Origin of the sequence: Prevotella melaninogenica, assembly GCF_013267595.1 — a bacterium.
GTDB lineage: Bacteria > Bacteroidota > Bacteroidia > Bacteroidales > Bacteroidaceae > Prevotella > Prevotella melaninogenica_D.
The window spans coordinates 951,703-972,219 of sequence record NZ_CP054011.1 but is presented as its reverse complement, the minus strand read 5'-3'; the positions used below and the strand labels follow the sequence as shown (position 1 = coordinate 972,219).

The following is a 20,517-nucleotide window of genomic DNA, read 5'->3' as shown; positions in this document are numbered from 1 at the left end:
ATAAAGACATTGCGTCTCATTCTTTTATAAGATGACAAAGAGAAGGATCTTCTTTTATCCTTTTTATTTCTTTTTCAATCAAAACAATTATTTCCCGCTTAACACATTTATAGTTGGCTTCGATAGTCTCTTTGAGATTATCGGAGCCATCTTCGTTTTGAAACGCATTGATTTCAGGAATGGACTGGTATTGCTTCATTTCGGCAGAGACTTTAGCACTATCCACCACTATTTCAGCATGGAAAATCTTTTGGTCAATGCGCTCGTCAAAGTTGTCGGATACTGCTCCCACGAACATACCTTGGGTAAGGTTGCTGATTTTCGATGCAGGGATAAGACTATCCATCTGTGTGGAGATAGAGGTTGATTTGTCGTTACGGTTAATGGTCATTGATTGACGTTGCTGTAGCACTTTACCAAAACGTTCTGATAGAGTCTTAGCTGTTTCTCCTACCACCTGACCACTAAAAACATTGCCCACGGTATTCTGTATCACCTTGCTCTCCTTATCCCCATAGTCGCGGGTAAGCTGTGAGAAGTCCTGAAAGCCCAAACAAACTGCCACTTTATTGCTTCGGGCTGTGGCGATAAGATTGTCAAGCCCACGGAAGTAGATGGTCGGTAACTCGTCGATGATTACTGAGGATTTGAGCTGCTTCTTCTTGTTGATGAGCTTCACGATACGGCTGTTATAAAGTCCGAGTGCTGCCGAGTAGATATTCTGACGGTCGGGGTTGTTTCCCACGACCAACACTTTCGGCTCATTGGGATTATTGATATCAAGTGAGAAATCGTCACCCGTCATCACCCAATAAAGGGCAGGTGAGATCATTCGTGAAAGTGGTATCTTGGCACTGGCTATCTGTCCCTGCAACTGGTCTTGTGCTCCACCCTCCCATGCATCCATAAAGGGAGAAAGGTAGTTAGCCAATTCATCATAGGCAGTGAGTATGGGGAATATCTGCGCATAAGGACGATTCAAAAACTCAATGGCATGAGGGAATGTACAGTACTTGCCGTCCTCGTATATCTTCAGAAACCAAATGATGGCAGCCAAAAGGATAATGGGCGACTCCACAAAGAAGTCTCCTTGCTTCTGAATCCACGAGCGGTTGAGATTGAGCATAATCGTGTAGGCACTCTCGTAGGCATCCGAAATATCCGTCATAAAAGACGGATTGATGGGATTGCAGCGGTGCGACTTGCGTGGGTCGTCGAAGTTAATCACAAAGAATTGCGGCTTTACTTGGTAAGCATCAAGGTGGTTGAGTAAATGGTTATAGGCAATTTCCGAAAGGTCGGGAAACTTATAGTCGTAAATATACATTGCAAAGCCCTTCTCAATCTGCTGTTTGATGTAGTTGTTCACGATGGCATACGACTTTCCTGAGCCGGGAGTACCCAACACCATTGATGCGCGAAACGGATTGACAATGTTGATCCAGCCGTTGTTCCACTTCTTTTTGTAGTAGAAACGACTGGGCAAATTGACGGAGTATTCGTTCTCCATCAGTCGCGTCTCCTGCATAAAACTCTCATTCTCGGTATTGAATACGTCATCCATCAAGTTATTTTTGAGCAGTCGGCTCATCCACACACCTGCCATCAGCAGACAGATATAGCCCACAGACAAGGTGAAGATATAGAGCGAAGCAGCACCCACCTTACCAATGGGCAATGCCAACAGCCACCAATTCAGAAAAAAGAACACAAAACCTGCGAAAAGCACCGTCCAAATCTTTGACCATGTGATTTTCTCCTCCTTCACGCCTTTTGTGCCCAAGCAGGAGAGCGCAAGGAAAACCACACAAAAGAGTTTCGTCCATAGGATAGATGAAAATAATCCCGTGGTGCGTTGAAAGTTCATCAGTATCTTGTTGATGATACCGAGTGTGAAGTGCCATTCTTGAAATGCCTCGTAGCAGAACCAGTAACAGTTAATCAGGAGGAATATCACCGATATACCCCGCATAAAGTCCATAACTTTACCCAATGCCCTTAAATCATCTTCTTGTGCCATAATCTTAAATTTGTTAGTAATCGCCCTTGTGCTTAAAATTGTCTTATAAGACTTTTCAAATTGTCTTATAGGACAATTTTAATTCTCCTATAAGACAATTTTCGGGCGGTGCATAATATTGTGGTTGAATACTATTTGAACGGTGCACTTAACGCTTCCTGCGTTTAAGATTTACCTTGTTTTGTTTACGGAGTTTACGTTGCCATGCCGCTTCTTTCCAATCATCATTGCCCGATGAAGAGAAGGATTCTCCCACCATATCGTCGATAAGTTCATCGACAAGATTGTCGCTTGCTTGTTCTTCGGGCAGTGTTGTCCACATCTGTTGCTGTAAGGTGGTATTAATCTTACCATAGAGCGATTCATCCAAGAATGAATTGTGTGCTGGATTAGATAGATATGCGTTGAATAAATTGGCAGCATATCCTTTACCCAATCTGGAGCCATTGAGCGCAATGCCTTTTTCATCATCAATGAATGTAATACCATAGATGCGTCCGCTCTCGTTCTTGCGAATAACAGTGCGCAAACATTGTTTGTTCAAGTTATCAAGTAGCTCGGCTTCTGTCATGGGAGAAGTTCGCATAACCTCCAACACCTTTTTTCGCATCCGCGGAATATACGCTTTGATTGACTGCTTGGATTTTAGCATTTTATTCTGTACGGCAGTATACCCCACACCACGACCGATGTCCGAGGCATGGATAGGTGTGCTCACCTTATTACCTTTATTGTCGGCAGGAACATATACCAGCCCGTCATATCGTTTACCCCTATACTCCGCCTTCACTTCCTCCACAGCGAGATTATACCGGGAGAGTATGGCGTTCAACTCACCCAAAGAACAGAATGTATAATGCTTTAGGACGGCACGGACAATCGAGCTGACCTGCTGCTTGATGTCGCCTTTGCCTATATCTACTTTATCACAGATTTGGCCGTTATTCTCTTTTTTCAGAGAGCTTGGTATCAAACTGTACTTTCTTTCCAAGGCATCGGTAATTTTCTTGCTTCTTCGCTTCTCGAACCTGTCATTGATTTTCCTGCCATTTCCATCAATGCGGAGCGAAACAATATGTATATGCTCACGGGCAATGTCGTTGTGCTTGAATATAATATAAGGCTGATTGCCATATCCAAGCTCTTCCATATATTCTTTGGCTATCTGTGTTAGTTGTTCATCGGAGAGTTTCTCATCCGGGTGCGGATTGAGCGAGCAATGAAAGACAGTATTCTTTGTCCTGCACTTATTCGGGATAAGTTGCTGCATATCGGATAGCACCTGCTCCATAGCGTATCTGCCATCTTGATTTTGGTACAGACCACCGGCAAGCAGAATAGTTGCTTCCTCCTGCCTTACCTTTTTGAAGTTATAGCCCAAAGCTCTTCCAAGGTTTGCTGTCGATGATATTTTGGCTATCATTTACTACGATAATCAATGGTTAAGGCAACCGCTTTCCTTTGAAGTTCGATAATCTGAATAGACAGTTTCTCCAACTTTTCAAGCAGAATATGTGCGGTTTTCACGCTGTGATAGGAGTTGATGGCACGCACCGCTTGATTATAGAGTACGCCAATCTTATGGATTTGTGCCGTCAATTCAGAGAGCTTTCGGTAGTATTCTACGGCGGATTTATCCACTGTAATCACCTTGAAACTCTCGCCAAGTATACGAGCACGCACGAAATCCGACTTTGTTTCTGCTCCTGATTTATGAAATAATTCTATGGCACGCTGCTGATCTTTTGGATCGGGCAAACGTACATGCCAGTTGTCCCAGCGGGGCTTTTCTATTCTTTTTCGTTCTGAACGATGTTCTGCATCTTTATTCATATCGCTTTGGTTTCTAATTACGACTTCGGAGTGATTTAATCCCCTTTTGGGGCAAGGGTCTTTGTGGTACAAACGGAGGTTTGTGTTACAAAGACACACCTTGCCAATATCAAGAAATGATACGATTGAAGTATCCACCCTTTTGGGGTGTCTGCTTCGGGATATTACCTCCATGTATTATTCTCGTCTGCAAAGTTACGGCGAGTTTTCAAATAACTCATTATCAGCGACATTCACTCTTTTCCCTTGTGTTTCCCTGTGTTTCATCGGTGTAATAAAATCAACCAAAATATCATTTATTTTGCAGCCAAAACGAGCGAACTATGGTATGACGACACAAGCAAAAGACACATCGTATTACCGTTGGCTTGCACCAAAGATGCAAAGAAGAAACGAAACATATTCATGACAATTTGTTGTCATGACAAACTATTGTCAATACAACAGATTGCAAGAACTATAAATCGTCCTTTCAGACTATCGCACGAATCATACGCAGTCAGAATTAACTGTCTGCTGATTACTCTCAAGAATGAGAGAACATCCAAACAGCAAATAGACAAGTAATATGAACTAAGAAATTATCATTATGGAGAACAAACAACAACGCCCCCTCTTTCTGGGGTTCTCCTCACAAAAGGGAGGAGTAGGAAAAAGCACGCTTGCCGAAATTGTGAGCAGCATATTGTACTACGAACAGGGCATCAACCTCTTCGTGATGGACTGCGACCTGTCGCAGGACTCCTTTTACAAACTGAGGGAACGCGAGAAAAGTGTCGTTCAGGAAAGCGAAGAGCTTTCCAAGTCCATGGAGGAATACTTTCACCACCTCGGCAAAAAGGCATACAGAATTTATAAGTCCAGCCCCAAAGAAGCTGTCAGGACTGCACGGAATAAAATCGACACTATCAACAATGAGACGTACCAGTTGGTCGTGTTCGACTTCCCCGGTCATGCAGGGACCACAGAGTTGATGGAACTGTCCCTTCAGATGGACTATATCCTGTCTCCGCTTGAAGCCGACATACAGTCACTCGTCTCCTGTATGGCATACGCCAAGACCATTACGGATATTGGTGTTTCAATGTCCGACTCACGAATAAAGGACATTATCCTGTTCTGGAACAAGGTGGACAGAAGGGTAAGGAACGTCATCATCGACGAATACACAAAACTTATCCAAGGACACGAACTCACGCTCCTGCCCGGCTATGTATATGCCACACACCGTTTCTCCCACGAACTTTCCACATACGGGCTACGAGGCGTATTCCGTTCCACCTATCAGCCTCCTGCAAGGGGATTACGAACGGGCACAGGGCTGGATGAACTCGTCTCCGAGATAATTCAACGTCTCAAACTAAAAACGAAAACAGAAAATGGCAACGATTGAGGAAAGAAAGCAGCAACTGGAAAAGAAGCTGAAGAAAATGGCAGAGGACAATGTCGTGGTGAAACCTGTCACGGTCCCCAACCCCTTCGATCCTTCTGAGGACACAGAACCTTCCCCTGCAACATTACGAGAGGAAGACGAAAGTCCGGAAGAAACGAAACCAACAAACGAAAAACCGGCAGATGAAACAGAAGGTGGGGCAACCGGAAACACTGAACCGAAAAGAGAAAGGAAGCCAAGAATGGAAAAGTCCGGCAGGTCGTCCCTTTCCATAGAGGAATACCGTTCCCTATACTTTCATCCCGTACGTTCGCAAATGCGGACAGCTTTCTCCATCAATTTGGAGACATTACAGAACCTGCGCAACGTGTTGCAGGACTTGGGGGAGCGTGTCTCCATAGCCGCATACATAGATAACATCCTTCGGGAGCACCTGCGAGAACATCTGGAACTGCTCAACAGTGCGGCTGCAAAGCAAAGGCGCAAGACAACAATAACATTATAAACCATACAATCATGACAACAATAAATGTAATTATCCTGACACTCGTGTTTTTTAACCTCATCATCACATCGGTGCTCTGCACTTATGCAATGGTGCTTCATCAAAAAACAAGGAGACCAATGAATGACCTAACACAGGCGGCTGAGACGGACGAATTATCAATGCTCCATGAACCAGCAAGGAATATAGACGACGATGAAAGAGAAAACACCAGTCGAGACGATTTTCACACCTCGACATCCGCTCCAAAGTCTACGGAAGATCTGTGGCATCTTTATGAATCCATATATTTCAAGCCCACTCCACAGAGTGCAAAATCAGGCTTTACCATCAACCGAGAGATACTTCAGATGTTGCGCGATGTCCTTTGGAACACAAAATCGGAATCCACACTCACTGCATATATCGAGAATATTCTCATGTGGCATCTTCGTACTTATGAGGAATTGTTGAATGAAGCCGCTTCGGCACATAAGCGGTACAAAACATTGAACTTATGATGGAAACAATACTTTTCAGTTTTATACTAGTACTCATCATCATTTGGATGATGCTTGGTATCCTATATTTCTATATGCGGTATGTATCTCCGTATGACTTCATCATCAAGAAAAAGGGAAAGAGTCATGAAGATACCAATAAGAACGAAGCAGCGAAGGAAAAAGACGTACTGAAAGGGCAAGGTGCAAATGAACAAACCGAGTTTGTACTGATTGGAAAAAGTCGTTCCATTTCCCCAATTATCCCACAAATGCCCTCTATTTCATCATCTGAAAAACCAGAGCGAAATAGCAATAATTTTGCACCGCAGAACTCCGAAAAGGAGGAAGATGTGAACGAAGAGGACAACGAGATGGACGTTGATTTCGAGATGGAGAGGGTGGACGAAGATGAAGTTGCCCGTGAGGAATTAAGCCTGCCCATCGAGTCCACATCGGGCGAAGCCGAGGTATCGGGGCAGTCCATCCTTGCACGTGACTTAGTCCGCCTGCAAAAGTGGACAAAAAACTGTGAGGAGGCTGATGAGGAAGAGGTCAAAGAGACCGTTCGACAACTTCAAGACTCCGAACTGTTGGATAAGTACAAGGAAAACATCGCCAAGATGCAGGGCGAACAAGCCTCGCTATTGGAGAAAATCCGCAGGGCGGAAGAAAAGGAAGAACAGAGCAATCAACAAGCAATGCCATCTTCTCGAAACTCAACACCACCTGTTTCTGACGTATCTGACACCTCTTCGGGTGATGCTGACGAAAAGCCACTTTCATACTATCTGTAAACAATCAACGAAGGCAGGGAAAGAAGTCGGTTCATTATCTGCGAATTGGTTTCTTCATTATCATATGTGCCGCTCTTTCCCTTTCCTTCACCAAAGGAGATTATTATTTCATATTTAAAATTATCAAATACAAATGAACAAAAAGAAAATCACAATGATGCTGCTCCTGACGGCACTGACCACCGCAGGAGCGTATGCACAGGGAAACGGTATGGCAGGTATCAATGAAGCCACAAAAATGGTAACCTCCTACTTCGACCCGGGTACGAAACTCATCTATGCCATCGGTGCCGTGGTCGGCTTGATTGGCGGTATCAAGGTGTATAACAAGTTTAGCTCAGGCGACCCCGATACGAGCAAGACAGCAGCCTCTTGGTTCGGTGCGTGTATCTTCCTGATTGTGGCTGCCACCATCTTACGTTCCTTCTTCCTGTAAACGATGGCACAATGGGAAATCAATAAAGGTGTAGGTCGGACGGTAGAGTTCAAGGGCTTGAAGGCGCAATATCTCTTCCTCTTTGCTGGGGGACTGCTGGCGGTCTTCTTTCTCGTGGTGGTGCTCTATCTCTGTGGCATCGACCAGATAGTCTGCCTCGGTCTTGGCTTAGTGGGTGCAACACTCGTCGTGTGGCAAACGTTTGCCATGAACCGCAAGTACGGCAGATACGGACTGATGAAGCAGGGAGCCATTAAGATGCACCCGCGCTACCTCTTGAACCGCCGTACCGTCTTTCACCTTATCCGTAACCTCAAACCCAAACGCAAGGCATAATGAGAAACAACAGTAAAATCACGACCTTGGAAGCGAAGTTCCCGCTGCTCTCCATCGAGCAGGGTTGCATGGTGAGCAAGGATGCCGACATCACGGTGGCTTTCCGTGTGGAGCTGCCCGAACTCTTCACCGTCACCTCTGCCGAATACGAGGCGATGCACTCGGCATGGCACAAGGCAATCAAGGTGCTGCCCAACTATACCATCGTGCATAAGCAGGACTGGTTTATCAAAGAGAACTACCAAGCCAAAATGAATAGTCAGCAAGGCTCTGGACTTAGCTTTCTTGCCAAAAGTTCAGAGCGACACTTCAACGAGCGTCCTTACCTGCACCATTCGGTCTATCTCTTCCTGACTAAGACCAACAAGCAGCGTATGCAGCGACAGAGCAACTTTTCATCACTCTGCCGCGGACACCTGCTCCCCAAGGAGATTACCGACAAGGAGGAAGTGATCAAGTTTATGGAAGCCGTGGACCAGTTCGAGCGCATTATCAACGACACGGAGCAAATTCGGCTCACCCGTATGACGGAGGAGGATTTGGTGGGTACAGCCGAGCAAGGTGGACTATTGGACCGATACTTCTCCCTTTCAGAAGACGGACACGCTTCTTTGGAGGACATCCGCTTGGGTTCCGACCTTGTGCGTGTCGGGGACAACCGCCTTTGCCTGCATACGCTGTCAGACACGGACGATCTGCCCACAAGTGTTTCCACCGACACACGCTATGAGCGACTATCGACCGACAGAAGCGACTGCCGACTGTCCTTTGCCGCTCCCGCCAGCTTGATGCTGCCCTGTAACCACATCTACAATCAGTACCTCTTCATCGAGGACAGCGATGATAACCTGCAAAGGTTTGAGAAGCAGGCACGCAACATGCACTCGCTGGCACGCTACAGCCGTAGCAACCAAATCAACGAGGAGTGGATACAGGAGTATCTCAACATTGCCCACTCACAGGGACTGACATCCATCCGTTCCCATTTCAATGTGCTGGCATGGAGCAGCGACAAGGAGGAACTCCGCCAAATCAAGAACGATGTCGGCTCTGCTCTTGTCTTGATGGAATGCCGACCACGCCACAACACCATTGATGCGGCAACGCTCTACTGGGCAGGCATACCCGGCAATGCGGCAGACTTTCCTGCAGAAGAGTCGTTCTATACTTTCATCGAGCCTGCCCTCTGCTTCTTTACGGCAGAAACAAACTACAAGGATTCGCTCTCTCCCTTCGGCATCAAGATGGCTGACCGCCTTTCTGGAAAACCTGTTCATCTGGATATATCGGATTTGCCAATGAAAAAGGGAGTCATCACTAACCGCAACAAGTTTATCTTGGGTCCTTCGGGCAGTGGCAAGAGTTTCTTCACCAACCACATGGTACGTCAGTATTACGAGCAGGGGGCGCATGTCCTCTTGGTCGATACGGGTAACTCATATCAAGGCTTGTGTGAACTTATCCACCGCAAGACCAAGGGCGAGGACGGCGTGTATTTCACCTATACCAATGAAAGTCCGATTTCCTTCAACCCTTTCTATACGGATGATTACTTCTTCGACGTGGAGAAAAGGGAGAGTATCTGTACGCTGCTGCTCACGCTCTGGAAGAGTGCCGATGAGCATATCACTAAGACGGAAGCTGGTGAACTTGGTTCAGCCGTAAACTCCTATATCGAGCTGATATGTGCTGACCATAGCGTTACGCCCTGTTTCAATACCTTCTATGAGTACCTGCGTGATGTGTATCGTGAGGATATGGAGCATCGGGACATTAAGGTAACGCTCTCTGACTTCAATATTAACAACCTCCTAACGACACTCAAGCAGTATTATAAAGGTGGACGCTATGACTTCCTGCTGAACTCGGACAAGAACATCGACCTGCTCTCCAAACGCTTCATCGTCTTTGAAATCGACCAAGTGAAGGACAACAAGGATTTGTTTCCTGTGGTGACGATCATCATCATGGAAGCCTTCATTAACAAGATGCGAAGACTCAAGGGTATAAGAAAAATGATACTCATTGAAGAGGCGTGGAAGGCGATTGCATCCGCTAATATGGCAGACTATATAAAATATTTATATAAGACGGTCAGAAAGTATTTCGGTGAAGCCATTGTCGTAACGCAGGAGGTGGACGACATCATCCAGTCGCCCATTGTCAAGGAGAGTATCATCAACAACTCCGACTGCAAAATCCTGCTCGACCAGCGCAAGTACATGACCAAGTTCGACGGCATACAAGCCATGCTCGGACTCTCCGAAAAGGAGAAGAGCCAGATTCTTTCCATCAACCAAAACAACGACCCCAACCGACTATACAAAGAGGTATGGATTGGTCTGGGCGGTATGCAGAGTGCCGTCTATGCCACGGAGGTGAGTATGGAGGAATACCTTACCTATACCACCGAGGAAACGGAAAAGGTGGAGGTGATGCAGCGTGCGGAGCAACTCGGTGGCGATATTGAAACCGCCATCAGGCTACTCGCCAATGAGAAAATAAACAATAAGAAGAAATAAATACGAACCATCAAAATAGTAGTAACAATGAAAAAGTTTTTATTTATGGCTCTCTTAGGATTGAGCCTTTCTATTCCCAAAGCTCACGCACAGTGGGTAGTGAGCGACCCGACCAACTTTGCGGGCAACATCGCCAATACGGTCAAGGAAATTGCCACCGCCTCGAAGACGGTGAAGAATACCTTGGACGGATTCAAGGAGGTGGAGAAACTCTACAACGACACCAAGAAGTATTACGATGCGCTGAAGAAGGTGAACAACCTCATCGGCGATGCCTACAAAGTCAAGGAGTGCATCCTGATGGTGGGCGATATCTCGGAGATTTACGTTACCTCGTACAAGAAGATGCTCTCCGACAAGAACTTCCGTCCCTCCGAACTCGCTGCGATGGCTTCGGGCTACACCAAGCTATTGGAGCAGAGCGGAGAGAGTCTGAAGGAGTTGAAGTCCGTTGCCAAATCGGGGGTGTTCTCCATGAACGACCACGAGCGCATGCAGGCTATCGACCGCATTTACACCACGCTCAGGGAATACCGCTCCCTCGTTTCCTACTACACCCGCAAGAACATCTCCGTGAGCTATGTGCGTGCGAGGGAGAAGAACGACCTCGCTTCGGTGAGGGCATTGTACGGCAATACTGCCAGTCGCTATTGGTAAACTCGCTGCGCTATGGATTTTACGAGTTTACACGAACTGCTGCGCTCCACCTATGACGAGATGATGCCCCTCTGCTCGGAGATGACGGGCATCGCCAAAGGAGTGGCAGGATTGGGCGCACTCTTCTATATCGCGCTGAGGGTGTGGGCTTCCATCGCCCGTGCCGAAGCTATCGACGTGTTTCCGCTGTTACGCCCCTTCGTCTTGGGCTTCTGCATCATGTTCTTCCCGACTTTCGTACTCGGAACAATGAACGCCGTCCTCTCTCCGGTGGTGCAGGGCACGGAGAAGATGGTCAATCGGCAGGAGAACAATTTGGCGGAACTGACCGCCAAGCGGAACAAGCTGCAGGAGGATGCCTATCTGCGCAATCCCGAGACGGCTTATTTGGTGTCGAACGAGAAGTTTGACGAGAAAATCGAGGAAATGGGGATTATTGGTCCGGAGGATGCCGTAACGATTGCAGGCATGTATGCCGAGCGGGCTGCCTACCAGACCAAGCAGTGGGTGATGAAGATGGTACACGACCTGATGGAGCTGTTGTTCCATGCCGCAGGTCTGATTATTGACACCCTCCGCACGTTCATCCTGATTGTGCTCTCCATTCTTGGCCCCATCGTATTCGGCATTGCCGTATGGGACGGACTGGCAGGGTCTCTCACGGCTTGGTTCTCTCGGTACATTTCTGTGTATCTGTGGTTGCCCGTCAGCAGTATTCTCACAGCCTTGCTCACCAAGATACAGGTCTTGATGGTGCAGAAAGACATAGAGGCACTCAGCGACCCGAACTATCTCCCGGATTCCGGTACTTGGTATTACATCGTCTTTTTCCTCATCGGCATCGTGGGCTACTTCTGCGTACCGACGGTGGCAGGCTGGATTATCGAAGCAGGTGGCGGTATCGGCTCTTATGGTCGCAACGTCAATCAGACGGCTCAGCGTGGGGCACAGGGTGCATACACGGGCGGACGATATGCCGCAGCTGGTGCAGGTTCTGTTATCGGCAATGTGGGCGGACGTATCAAGGGTGCATTACTCAAAGGTAAATAACAAAAAACGAAAAAACAATGGAATTCAAATCACTCACCAATATCGAGACCTCATTCCGTCAAATCAGGCTCTATGCCTTTGTCTTCGCCATCGTCTGCGTGGCGGTCAGCGGCTATGCCGTCTATGCCTCGTATGGCTTTGCCAAAGAGCAAAGGGAGAAAATCTATGTGCTTGACCAAGGAAAATCCTTGATGCTCGCACTGAGTCAGGATGCAAGCAAGAACCGCCCTGTGGAAGCGAGGGAACACGTCCGCCGTTTCCATGAACTGTTCTTCACCATCGCGCCCGATAAGGATGCCATCGAGAAGAACATGGAGCGTGCCTTCCTGCTCTGCGACAAGTCGGCTTTCAACTACTACAAGGACTTGGCGGAAAAGGGCTATTACAACCGTGCCATTTCGGGCAATGTCAATCAGCGTATCGAGGTGGACTCCATCCGCTGCAACTTTGAGGTCTATCCCTACGAGGTAACGACCTACGCCCGTCAGTTCATCGTGCGACCGAGCAACATCACGGAGCGTAACCTGATTACGACCTGCACCTTGCAGAACTCCGTCCGCTCGGACAACAATCCGCAGGGCTTTCTGATGGAACAGTTTATGGTGCGACAGAATCAAGACCTCCAAACCTATAAACGATAGCACGATGGAAAGGACAAGAGGATTCTCATTCGCACGCCACTATCTGAGGGCGCACTTGTGGCTCCGCCATCGGTGCGACAGGCTCACGGCAAGGCAGCGCAAGCTGATTGTTTTCTCCCTGAGCTTTGTCTATTTTGTCTGTTCCATCTGGATGATAGCGCAGTTTTTCCTGCCTCACGAGGAGGAAAGGCTGCCTATCCCCAAAGGAATGATAATAGACAGCGACATCCATACAGACAGTGTGTTTATACAACTTTATCAACGATATTCAACCAATAGCAATGAAAATGGATAATAAACAAAAAGAACAACTGAAAAAAGGACTGGTCTTCGGTGGGCTGGGACTGCTTTTCGCCCTCTCGATGTGGTTCATCTTTGCCCCGTCGGGTAAGGACAAGAGCGCTGCTCAGCAGGGACTGAACGACAGCATACCGCAGGCGACCACCGAACAGCTGACGGGCAACAAACTCAAAGCCTATGAATTGGGCGACAAGAGCCGTCAGGACGAACAGACACGCGAGGAAATGGGCAGGCTTTCGGATTACTTTGACAGTAATACCGCTCCCTCGGAAAGCGAACGTGCGGAAGCAGCCGCTTCGACGGCAAAGATTGAAAGCTCGATGCACCGCTATGAGGAGAACAACCGCCTGCTGAACTCCTTTTATGCGCCCGACCCCAATGAGCAGGAACGTGAGGCACTACGCTCGGAGTTGGACAATCTCAAAAAGGAACTGGCATCCAAGAACGAGAATGAGGATGCGGAGGAGAAGCGACAGCTCGCCTTGATGGAAAAGAGTTACCAAATGGCGGCGAAGTATCTGCCACAGTCTTCTTCGACTACCGCTACTACCAACGCTTTTACACCCGCAAAGGGAAAAGGTACTTTGGAAACATCGGCAACAAAACAAGCATCTTCAACGGGTTCTCTCCCGGCAATGGAGGTATTGGCAGAACGTAAGCAGGTGGTGTCTTCGCTCAACCAGCCGATGACAGATGCCGACTTTGTTCAGCAATATGGCACGAAGCCACGCAATATGGGCTTTCATTCGCTCACGAGTGCGGTTGCTGCCGTGCCCCGTAACACGCTCAGCGTGGTGGTGGACAGGACGGTAACACTCAAAGAGGGCGACAATGTGGCGTTGCGCCTGCTCGAAACTGCCCAAGTGCAAGGCTTGCGCATTCCCCGACAAAGCCGACTCATTGCGAGGGCTAAAATTGAGGGCAACCGCCTGCACCTGCTCGTTAAGAGCATTGAGGTGGAGGGACGGATTATTGCCGTGAAGCTCTCGGCATACGACACGGACGGACAGGAGGGAGTGTTCATTCCCGGTTCGGAGGACATCAACGCCCTCAAAGAGGTGGGTGCGAACATCGGTGGTTCGATGGGAACTTCCTTCACCTTTGCTTCCTCCGCCAAAGACCAGATTATCTCGGAGGCGGCACGTGGGGTGATGCAGGGCGCAAGTCAACTGCTCCAAAAGAAGCTCCGCACCGTCAAGGTAACACTTAAAGGGGGCTACCGCCTGTTCTTGGTTCAGTCAAAATAAGCATATCAATCAATAAAAATAGCAATAACAAAATAACAACAACAATGAAAAAATGGATTTTTTCGGCTGTCCTGCTTGCCACGATGGGAGCGTCAGCCACTGCACAGACAACGACTTCAACGCTTATGCCCGACCGTCCGCTCTCATCGGGAGAACTCTTTCAAGGTATGAGCAAGGCAATTCCGAACGGACGCATCGTCCTGCCTTACGGCTTGGAAGTTACTTTTGAAAAGACGGTGCATCTGATTTTCCCTGCGCCTGTCCGCTATGTCGATTTAGGTTCACAGAACATCATCGCCGGCAAGGCGGAGGATGCGGAAAACGTGCTGCGTGTAAAGGCTGCCGTCAAGGATTTTGAGACGGAGACCAATATGAGCGTGATTTGCGAGGACGGCTCGTTCTATGCTTTCAACGTGAAGTATGCCGATGAGCCGGAGAAGCTGAGCGTGGAGATGAAAGACTTTCTTTCGCCCGTCGAGGGACGTTTGCCGAGCAATCGTGCGGATATCTATTTCAAGGAACTCGGCAACGAGTCGCCCGTGCTTGTCAAACTGATGATGCAGACCATCTATCAGAATGACAAGCGAACCATCAAGCACATCGGGGCCCGACAGTTCGGAATGAAATTCCTGCTGCGTGGACTGTATGCGCACAATGGCTTGCTCTACTTCCACACTCGAATGGAGAACGAGACGAATATGCCGTACTCGGTGGACTTCGTTACGTTCAAGGTGGTGGACAAAAAGGTGGCAAAACGTACCGCTATTCAGGAGCAGGTGCTGCAACCGCTCCGTGCCTATCATCAGGTGCTGCAAGTGCGTGGCAAGGGAAGCGAGCATTCCGTCTTCGTACTCGACCAATTCTCGCTCTCGGAGGACAAACAGCTTGAAGTAACGCTTTACGAGCGTAACGGAGGGCGGACGCTGACGTTCTATGTCGAGCAGGAAGACCTCTTGTTGGCACAGAAGATTGACAACCTTAAACTCAAATGGTAATGAAAAAGGTTCTCTTTTTATTGGCTTGTGTGGTGGCGATGATGCTGCCGGCACAAGCGCAGAGACTGATTTCGAAGCAGAAAGGAATAGAAGTCGTGGGCAGTCTGCCGATTATCAAGGGTGAAAAACTTTTTGCAAAGGATAACTTCGGTCTGAGCTTGTCGCTCACTCGCTACTTGAAGCGTGAGAACTATACCTTTATGGGATTGGAGTACGAACAGCAGAATATGCCGTATCGGGACTATGGCGTAAAACTCAAAGATGCACTTTTGCATTTGGGCTATATGCACCCGCTATTCTCGGACAATGGCAAGAACGTGTTGCTCTATGGCGGTATCTCCGCTTTGGGCGGCTATGAGGAATTGGGGGAGGATAAGCCGTTCCTGCCCGATGGGGCAAAACTGCTCGACCGCTCACGCTTTGTCTATGGCGGTGCGCTGCATCTTTCCGTGGAATGTTTCCTGACGGACAATGTTCTCTTGCTTCTCAAAGGTCAGGGACGAGTGTTGTTCGGCACGGATGTGCATCGGTTTCGTCCTGCGTTGTCGGCAGGTTTTAAGTTTAACTTCTAACATCAAGGAACAATGAAGAATAAAATAATGAGTTCGATATGGGTAATGGGAGTGCTTGCCCTTGCCGTGTTTTGTTTATCTGCTTGTGATAGGGAACTGGATGTTCAGCAGTCTTACCCGTTCACTGTCGAGACGATGCCTGTTCAGAAAGACATTGTCAAGGGACAGACGGCAGAAATCAGGTGTACGCTCAAACGTGAAGGCAATTTTGCCGATACTCGCTACACCATCCGATATTTCCAACCGGACGGGAAAGGGACGCTAAGAATGGACAACGGGACGGCATTCAAGCCCAACGACCGCTATCCGCTCACCAAGGAAGTGTTCCGACTCTACTACACCTCTGCTTCCACAGACCGACAAACCATTGATATGTATGTGGAGGACAACTTCGGGCAGATCGTCAAGCTATCGTTCAACTTCAACAACGAGAAGAATGAGGACACGCCCAAAGCGATAGAAAAAGTACCGATACGACAATGATTTTCAGTAGGATTATAATTCTATTCAGCTTGATTTTGATTGGTTTCCAACCATTGTCAGCTCAGAGTAAGCGGAGACGGCTTGCCGATCTTCCGCCCTTTGAGCGGGCGGTGGTCTGCATCAGGTATTTTGAGGGAATGCACGGCAAGAAGGATTATCCATACGTCGGCTATGGTCATCAGCTCTTGCCGGGCGAGCACTTCACGGCAGCAATGACGGAACGGCAGGCGGACTCGCTGCTTCGTGCCGACCTTTGGAAATGCTTTGAACATTTCAAGGGCTATGGCAAAGATGCACTACTGCTTACTTTGCTTGCCTACAATGTGGGCGTTGGTCGTTTGCTCGGTTACGGTAATCATCCCAAAAGCCGACTAATACGAAAGATAGAGTCGGGCGACAGGAACTATTACCGTGAATTTGTCTCTTTCTGCCGATACAAAGGCAAAGTCCTGCGAGGGCTTGTCAAACGACGAAAGGTGGAGTTTGCCTTGTTTTATATACCCTGATTATCAAATACACCTCTTGCGACATTTTTATGCTCCGCAAGGGGCGTTTTCTTGTTGTTTTTCTTCCTTCTTCACAATGAAGATTAAAACGACTGTAATAGGTGGAAGGATACAACTGCTAATACAGAGAGAAGAGGGATTGTTTAGTCTTTTCCTTCCTGTTTCTCTTTCATCCAGCCTTCCTTGTGCAATAGAATCCCATTGACACCTTGTACAAGGGTGATGTTTTCTTCGTCGATGATAGTAGTTACGCTCATAATCTTATGTTTTGGGGTTATTGTTCTTTTTCGATGATGTTTTTTGCGGCTTCACGCAGCGAAACAAGCAGACGGATTCCATTTTCTCTGTCTGTACGTCATCGCCATACATACTCCTAAGCCGGCTATCAGCTTCAGCAAAAGTGTCGTATGGAGGGTGGAAGAATCCCTTTCTTTCCAAGACTTTCTTAACAAGGACGTCACCTAATCGGCGTTCACCCCTGACATAAAAGCAGCCACAAAAGCAACCTCTGGGTTTCAACACGCGGAAGATTTCGGCAAAGGCTTTGTCCTTGTCAGGGAAAGCCTGAAAGCCGTTCATGGACAGCACATAATCGAAGCTCTCGTCTGTATAAGGCAGCTCTCCGACATCGCCTTGTACCAAAGACAGGTTGTCTATATCCTCAGTCTCCTTCTGCAGAGTCGCAATGGCTATCATTTCTTCAGAATAGTCCAAGCCTACAATCTCGGCTGCTTTCATTCGGCGATACTTCCCGGCGGTGAAAATGGCAGTACCGACGGGTACGTCAAGCAGTCGTCCGTGGAAATCGTCCGGTATGAAATCAAACACCTTCCGAGCCAAGAGATTACCATCTTCTTTCCATACCAGTCGCATATACATCCTCGACCACCACTTTCGTCCGGTCAGCACGTCGTCGTAATGCTCCATCATTCTCTTGTAGGAATTGCTCTGCTTGTGTCCCATTGTTTTTCTTTTTAATAGATGTTATCTTCTTATTTTGCAAAAGATAGGCTGCGCTCGGCAAATTGAAAGCGAGCTTTCTTAGCGCTCACTGGCACTACCTTTGCAAAAGTATGACATTCGCTTTGTCCCTGCAATCGCCAAAAATAGTGATTTTTGTTTTCAAGAAAAATGAGAAAGATGCTTTGCTGTCATATAAAGTCAGGCATGGTGTGTATATTGAGTAATGGAAAGAATCCTAAAAATCTGCTACTATACAAGATAGAAGCAAAGTAACAAATTCTTTACAAGAATCTTGCAGCATCTTTTCAAATACAAGGGGTAAAATAATGCGAAGATTGGTAAAGCAAAGGCAAGTGGAGTTTACCTTGCTTTGATTAGCCCCCAATCGGTCATTAGGCTATTTTCCACGTCATTTCGTCGTTTTCTAATGACTGCCATTAGAAAACACATTGCATAAACAATTTGTTTTCAATGATTTACAAACACGACCACGACTTCAAATTTTCTAATGACCGATTTGGGTTAAATGGTATTCTGATAGGTGTTTATAAAAATGTGCTTTCAAGTAGTAAAATAAACGATAGATATTTTGCCTTCTCTCTAAAACGTTGTATCTTTGCATCGAATTTTAGGTCGAGCCACTTTGAGCCAGTACTAAGATGTTTTTATAATATTAACTTTTGTGTTTTTCGAGAGCCTCTGAGCCATGAAGATACAAGCAAAAATTTATGCTTATGTATAAATTACGTTTGTCAATTTCGTGGCAGGGTATATTTATCTGCTATGATAAAGAAGAAAAGGGCTCGAAGCCGGGTAAGAAAATGTCAGTCTACCAGCAGACGTGTATGAAACTGAAATGGTATAAATTTATCTTTTCCGTTATCAAGTATGTGTTGAGAGGCTTGTTCGTTCTGCACTTGTTCCTTTGAGCCGAAACAATTAAGGGAGCCGACCGCATCACTGCGACCGGCTCCTAAAAAATTAGAGAGTTATAAAATTCTTTCGGTTATGGATAGGGGTTAGTTCCGCCTCCAGAAGTACCAGAATCTTCTGCATCGAGCTTGCCTTTCCATTCTTCCCACTCGATGTCCACGTCCGACAAACCGCGCACGGCACGGCCACCGATTTGCAATTGAACGGGCGGTGGTCTGCATCAAATATTTTGAGGGAAGCACGGTAAGAAGGATCACCCTTACGTCGGGTATGGTCATCAGCTTTTGTCTGGTGAATGCTTCTCTCCTAATATGTCGGAACGGTAAGCAGACTCACTGCTTCGTGCTGACCTTTTGAAATACTTTGAGTATTTCAAAAATATGACAAAGATACCCTATTACTTGCCGCCTTATCCTACAACGTTGGAGCGGGCAGGATGCTGGGATATAGCAAACATCCTAAGAGTAGATTGCTACGGAAAATAGACTCGGGCAACAGAAGTTTCTACCGTGAATTTATCTTTTTCTGTCAATATAAAGGCAAGGTGTTACGATAATTGGTAAGGTGACGATATGTTGAACTTCATCTTTTGTATATTAGATAATTAGGAATTAAACATAAAATGCTATTAGTTCCCCTAAAAGTAGTAACTTTGTAGAAAATATAGTTTATGAAAGTAGTATTAGATACAAATATTATTTTTAGCGATTTTCATTTAAATGGAGCTAAAATTAAAGATTTATGCGAATCAGCAAAATCTATAGGGGCTACAATTTACATTCCTGCAGTAGTTATAGATGAGTCTATAAATAAATATTGCGAAAAAATACAAGATTGTAAAACGAAAATAGATAAAGTTTTTTCCGACTTTGAAAGATTGACTGACAAAAAAGTGAATTTGTCTCAAAAATCAATTGATGTTATCACAAAAGAAAAAGAAGAATATGCCAAATTTTTTAATGCTCAAATTAGGCGTCTAAATATAAATATTATACCATATCCTTCTACTTCTCACAAAGATTTAGTAAGTCGCGACCTTGCTCGTAAAAGGCCTTTTCAAGAAAGTGGGAAAGGGTATCGAGATGCTCTTATATGGGAGAGTCTCCTTACAATATGCACTAAACCTAATGATCTGTTCGATATGCCACAAGTGGTGTTTATAAACAAGAATCATAAGGACTTTTGCTTAGAAGGTGATCTACATCCTGATTTGCGAGAAGATTTGTCTAAATTAAATATAAATGAAGATCATGTTGAAGTTGTAGAGGATATTGATGTGTTCATTAAGAAGTTTGCTAAGCCCAAACAAAAAATCCTTCAAAAAATCAAAGATGCTTTTCAATCCTATGGTAGCTATGCAGATATTAATATTATTCATGAAACTGAACAGCGTTTAGATAAATTTTTATTATATCGACAATTTGATTACGAGAATAGTCCGTTTAGGCAGGAATTTGAAAATCCCTCTGTGGTAGAAATAGGAAAGCCTGAAATTAAATTAGATGAAGTACGACAAATATCAGAAAATGAAGTTGTAATTGAGTATACTGTCAATGTAGAATGTACTTTTGATGTCTTTTTATTTAAGGCAGATGCAATGTGCATGGATGAAGAAGAATTACCTCAGGTTTGGGACAATGATTGGAATAAGCATTATATGGCGGCATCTGACACAGCTACAATAAATCTGAAAATTTTCTTAATTGTAGATAATTCATTTACAAAAGTGTTGTCAGATGATATTGAAATAATAGATAATGCCGACTATCAAAATTAAAGGACTTTAAAAGATATTTCCTGCGACTTTCTTTTGCTTCTTTTCTTTGGTCGCCTGCTTGTTCAAAGAAAA

At 46.2% G+C, this 20,517-nt stretch carries 21 protein-coding genes and 1 pseudogene; 18 read left to right on the top strand and 4 right to left on the bottom strand.

Annotated features, from left to right (window positions below; genetic code table 11):
• Positions 1-16 precede the first annotated feature (16 nt).
• The 3 genes from mobC to FIU21_RS09265 all read right to left on the bottom strand — a co-directional run bounded on the left by mobC (position 17) and on the right by FIU21_RS09265 (position 3,853).
• On the bottom strand, positions 17-2,020 hold the full coding sequence (mobC, locus tag FIU21_RS09275) for a conjugal transfer protein MobC (RefSeq protein ID WP_004360046.1): 2,004 nt from the start codon (positions 2,018-2,020) through the stop codon (positions 17-19).
• A 148-nt stretch (positions 2,021-2,168) separates the two neighbouring features.
• The gene (gene mobB / locus FIU21_RS09270; protein WP_004360047.1) at positions 2,169-3,443 is read right to left on the bottom strand and encodes a conjugal transfer protein MobB; all 1,275 of its coding nucleotides are present in this window, start codon (positions 3,441-3,443) and stop codon (positions 2,169-2,171) included.
• Positions 3,440-3,853, bottom strand: a complete 414-nt coding sequence (locus tag FIU21_RS09265; RefSeq protein WP_004377575.1) for a plasmid mobilization protein — start codon at positions 3,851-3,853, stop codon at positions 3,440-3,442. The genes mobB and FIU21_RS09265 overlap by 4 nt, the downstream gene beginning before the upstream one ends.
• A 589-nt stretch (positions 3,854-4,442) precedes the next feature.
• Between FIU21_RS09265 and FIU21_RS09260 the strand changes: the two genes are divergently transcribed.
• The 16 genes from FIU21_RS09260 (at position 4,443) to FIU21_RS09185 (ending at position 16,772) form a co-directional block, all read left to right on the top strand.
• On the top strand, positions 4,443-5,246 hold the full coding sequence (locus FIU21_RS09260; RefSeq protein WP_004360049.1) for a ParA family protein: 804 nt from the start codon (positions 4,443-4,445) through the stop codon (positions 5,244-5,246).
• Positions 5,233-5,751 carry a DUF3408 domain-containing protein gene (locus tag FIU21_RS09255; protein ID WP_004352581.1) on the top strand — a complete coding sequence of 173 codons (519 nt, stop codon included), beginning with the start codon at positions 5,233-5,235 and terminating at the stop codon, positions 5,749-5,751. The genes FIU21_RS09260 and FIU21_RS09255 overlap by 14 nt, the downstream gene beginning before the upstream one ends.
• Before the next feature lie 11 nt (positions 5,752-5,762).
• Entirely contained in the window at positions 5,763-6,251 is a 489-nt protein-coding gene (locus FIU21_RS09250) for a DUF3408 domain-containing protein (protein ID WP_004362764.1), read from the top strand.
• A complete protein-coding gene (locus FIU21_RS09245; RefSeq protein WP_004360051.1) occupies positions 6,248-7,027 on the top strand; it encodes a hypothetical protein in 780 nt (259 codons plus the stop codon). Before FIU21_RS09250 ends, FIU21_RS09245 begins: the two co-directional genes overlap by 4 nt.
• A gap of 133 nt (positions 7,028-7,160) precedes the next feature.
• Entirely contained in the window at positions 7,161-7,463 is a 303-nt protein-coding gene (locus tag FIU21_RS09240; protein WP_004352587.1) for a DUF4134 domain-containing protein, read from the top strand.
• Between the two features lie 3 nt (positions 7,464-7,466).
• A complete protein-coding gene (locus FIU21_RS09235; protein WP_004338355.1) occupies positions 7,467-7,799 on the top strand; it encodes a DUF4133 domain-containing protein in 333 nt (110 codons plus the stop codon).
• The gene (locus tag FIU21_RS09230; RefSeq protein WP_004360052.1) at positions 7,799-10,321 is read left to right on the top strand and encodes a TraG family conjugative transposon ATPase; all 2,523 of its coding nucleotides are present in this window, start codon (positions 7,799-7,801) and stop codon (positions 10,319-10,321) included. The genes FIU21_RS09235 and FIU21_RS09230 overlap by 1 nt, the downstream gene beginning before the upstream one ends.
• Before the next feature lie 27 nt (positions 10,322-10,348).
• Positions 10,349-10,978 carry a DUF4141 domain-containing protein gene (locus FIU21_RS09225; RefSeq protein WP_004360053.1) on the top strand — a complete coding sequence of 210 codons (630 nt, stop codon included), beginning with the start codon at positions 10,349-10,351 and terminating at the stop codon, positions 10,976-10,978.
• 12 nt (positions 10,979-10,990) lie between these two features.
• Positions 10,991-12,028 carry a conjugative transposon protein TraJ gene (gene traJ / locus FIU21_RS09220; RefSeq protein WP_004360054.1) on the top strand — a complete coding sequence of 346 codons (1,038 nt, stop codon included), beginning with the start codon at positions 10,991-10,993 and terminating at the stop codon, positions 12,026-12,028.
• A 17-nt stretch (positions 12,029-12,045) separates the two neighbouring features.
• Entirely contained in the window at positions 12,046-12,669 is a 624-nt protein-coding gene (gene traK / locus FIU21_RS09215) for a conjugative transposon protein TraK (protein ID WP_004360055.1), read from the top strand.
• 4 nt (positions 12,670-12,673) lie between these two features.
• Positions 12,674-12,964 carry a hypothetical protein gene (locus FIU21_RS13370; RefSeq protein ID WP_139051427.1) on the top strand — a complete coding sequence of 97 codons (291 nt, stop codon included), beginning with the start codon at positions 12,674-12,676 and terminating at the stop codon, positions 12,962-12,964.
• The gene (traM, locus tag FIU21_RS09205) at positions 12,957-14,216 is read left to right on the top strand and encodes a conjugative transposon protein TraM (protein WP_036881604.1); all 1,260 of its coding nucleotides are present in this window, start codon (positions 12,957-12,959) and stop codon (positions 14,214-14,216) included. Before FIU21_RS13370 ends, traM begins: the two co-directional genes overlap by 8 nt.
• A 44-nt stretch (positions 14,217-14,260) precedes the next feature.
• The gene (traN, locus tag FIU21_RS09200) at positions 14,261-15,211 is read left to right on the top strand and encodes a conjugative transposon protein TraN (RefSeq protein WP_004360058.1); all 951 of its coding nucleotides are present in this window, start codon (positions 14,261-14,263) and stop codon (positions 15,209-15,211) included.
• Complete coding sequence (locus tag FIU21_RS09195) at positions 15,205-15,783, top strand: conjugal transfer protein TraO (RefSeq protein ID WP_004360059.1); 579 nt, start codon at positions 15,205-15,207, stop codon at positions 15,781-15,783. Before traN ends, FIU21_RS09195 begins: the two co-directional genes overlap by 7 nt.
• Positions 15,784-15,795: 12 nt before the next feature.
• Positions 15,796-16,266, top strand: coding sequence for a DUF3872 domain-containing protein (locus FIU21_RS09190; protein WP_004360060.1), 471 nt, complete (start codon positions 15,796-15,798; stop codon positions 16,264-16,266).
• Positions 16,263-16,772, top strand: coding sequence for a lysozyme (locus tag FIU21_RS09185; RefSeq protein WP_004360061.1), 510 nt, complete (start codon positions 16,263-16,265; stop codon positions 16,770-16,772). Before FIU21_RS09190 ends, FIU21_RS09185 begins: the two co-directional genes overlap by 4 nt.
• A 261-nt stretch (positions 16,773-17,033) precedes the next feature.
• Here FIU21_RS09185 and FIU21_RS09180 read toward each other — a convergent pair whose 3' ends face one another.
• Positions 17,034-17,735, bottom strand: coding sequence for a class I SAM-dependent methyltransferase (locus tag FIU21_RS09180; protein ID WP_004360062.1), 702 nt, complete (start codon positions 17,733-17,735; stop codon positions 17,034-17,036).
• 1,131 nt (positions 17,736-18,866) lie between these two features.
• Between FIU21_RS09180 and FIU21_RS13365 the strand changes: the two are divergent.
• Both FIU21_RS13365 and FIU21_RS09175 read left to right on the top strand, forming a co-directional pair.
• Positions 18,867-19,224 (top strand): annotated as a pseudogene (locus FIU21_RS13365) (glycoside hydrolase family protein).
• 114 nt (positions 19,225-19,338) lie between these two features.
• Positions 19,339-20,445, top strand: a complete 1,107-nt coding sequence (locus tag FIU21_RS09175) for a PIN domain-containing protein (RefSeq protein WP_004360063.1) — start codon at positions 19,339-19,341, stop codon at positions 20,443-20,445.
• Positions 20,446-20,517: the final 72 nt, after the last annotated feature.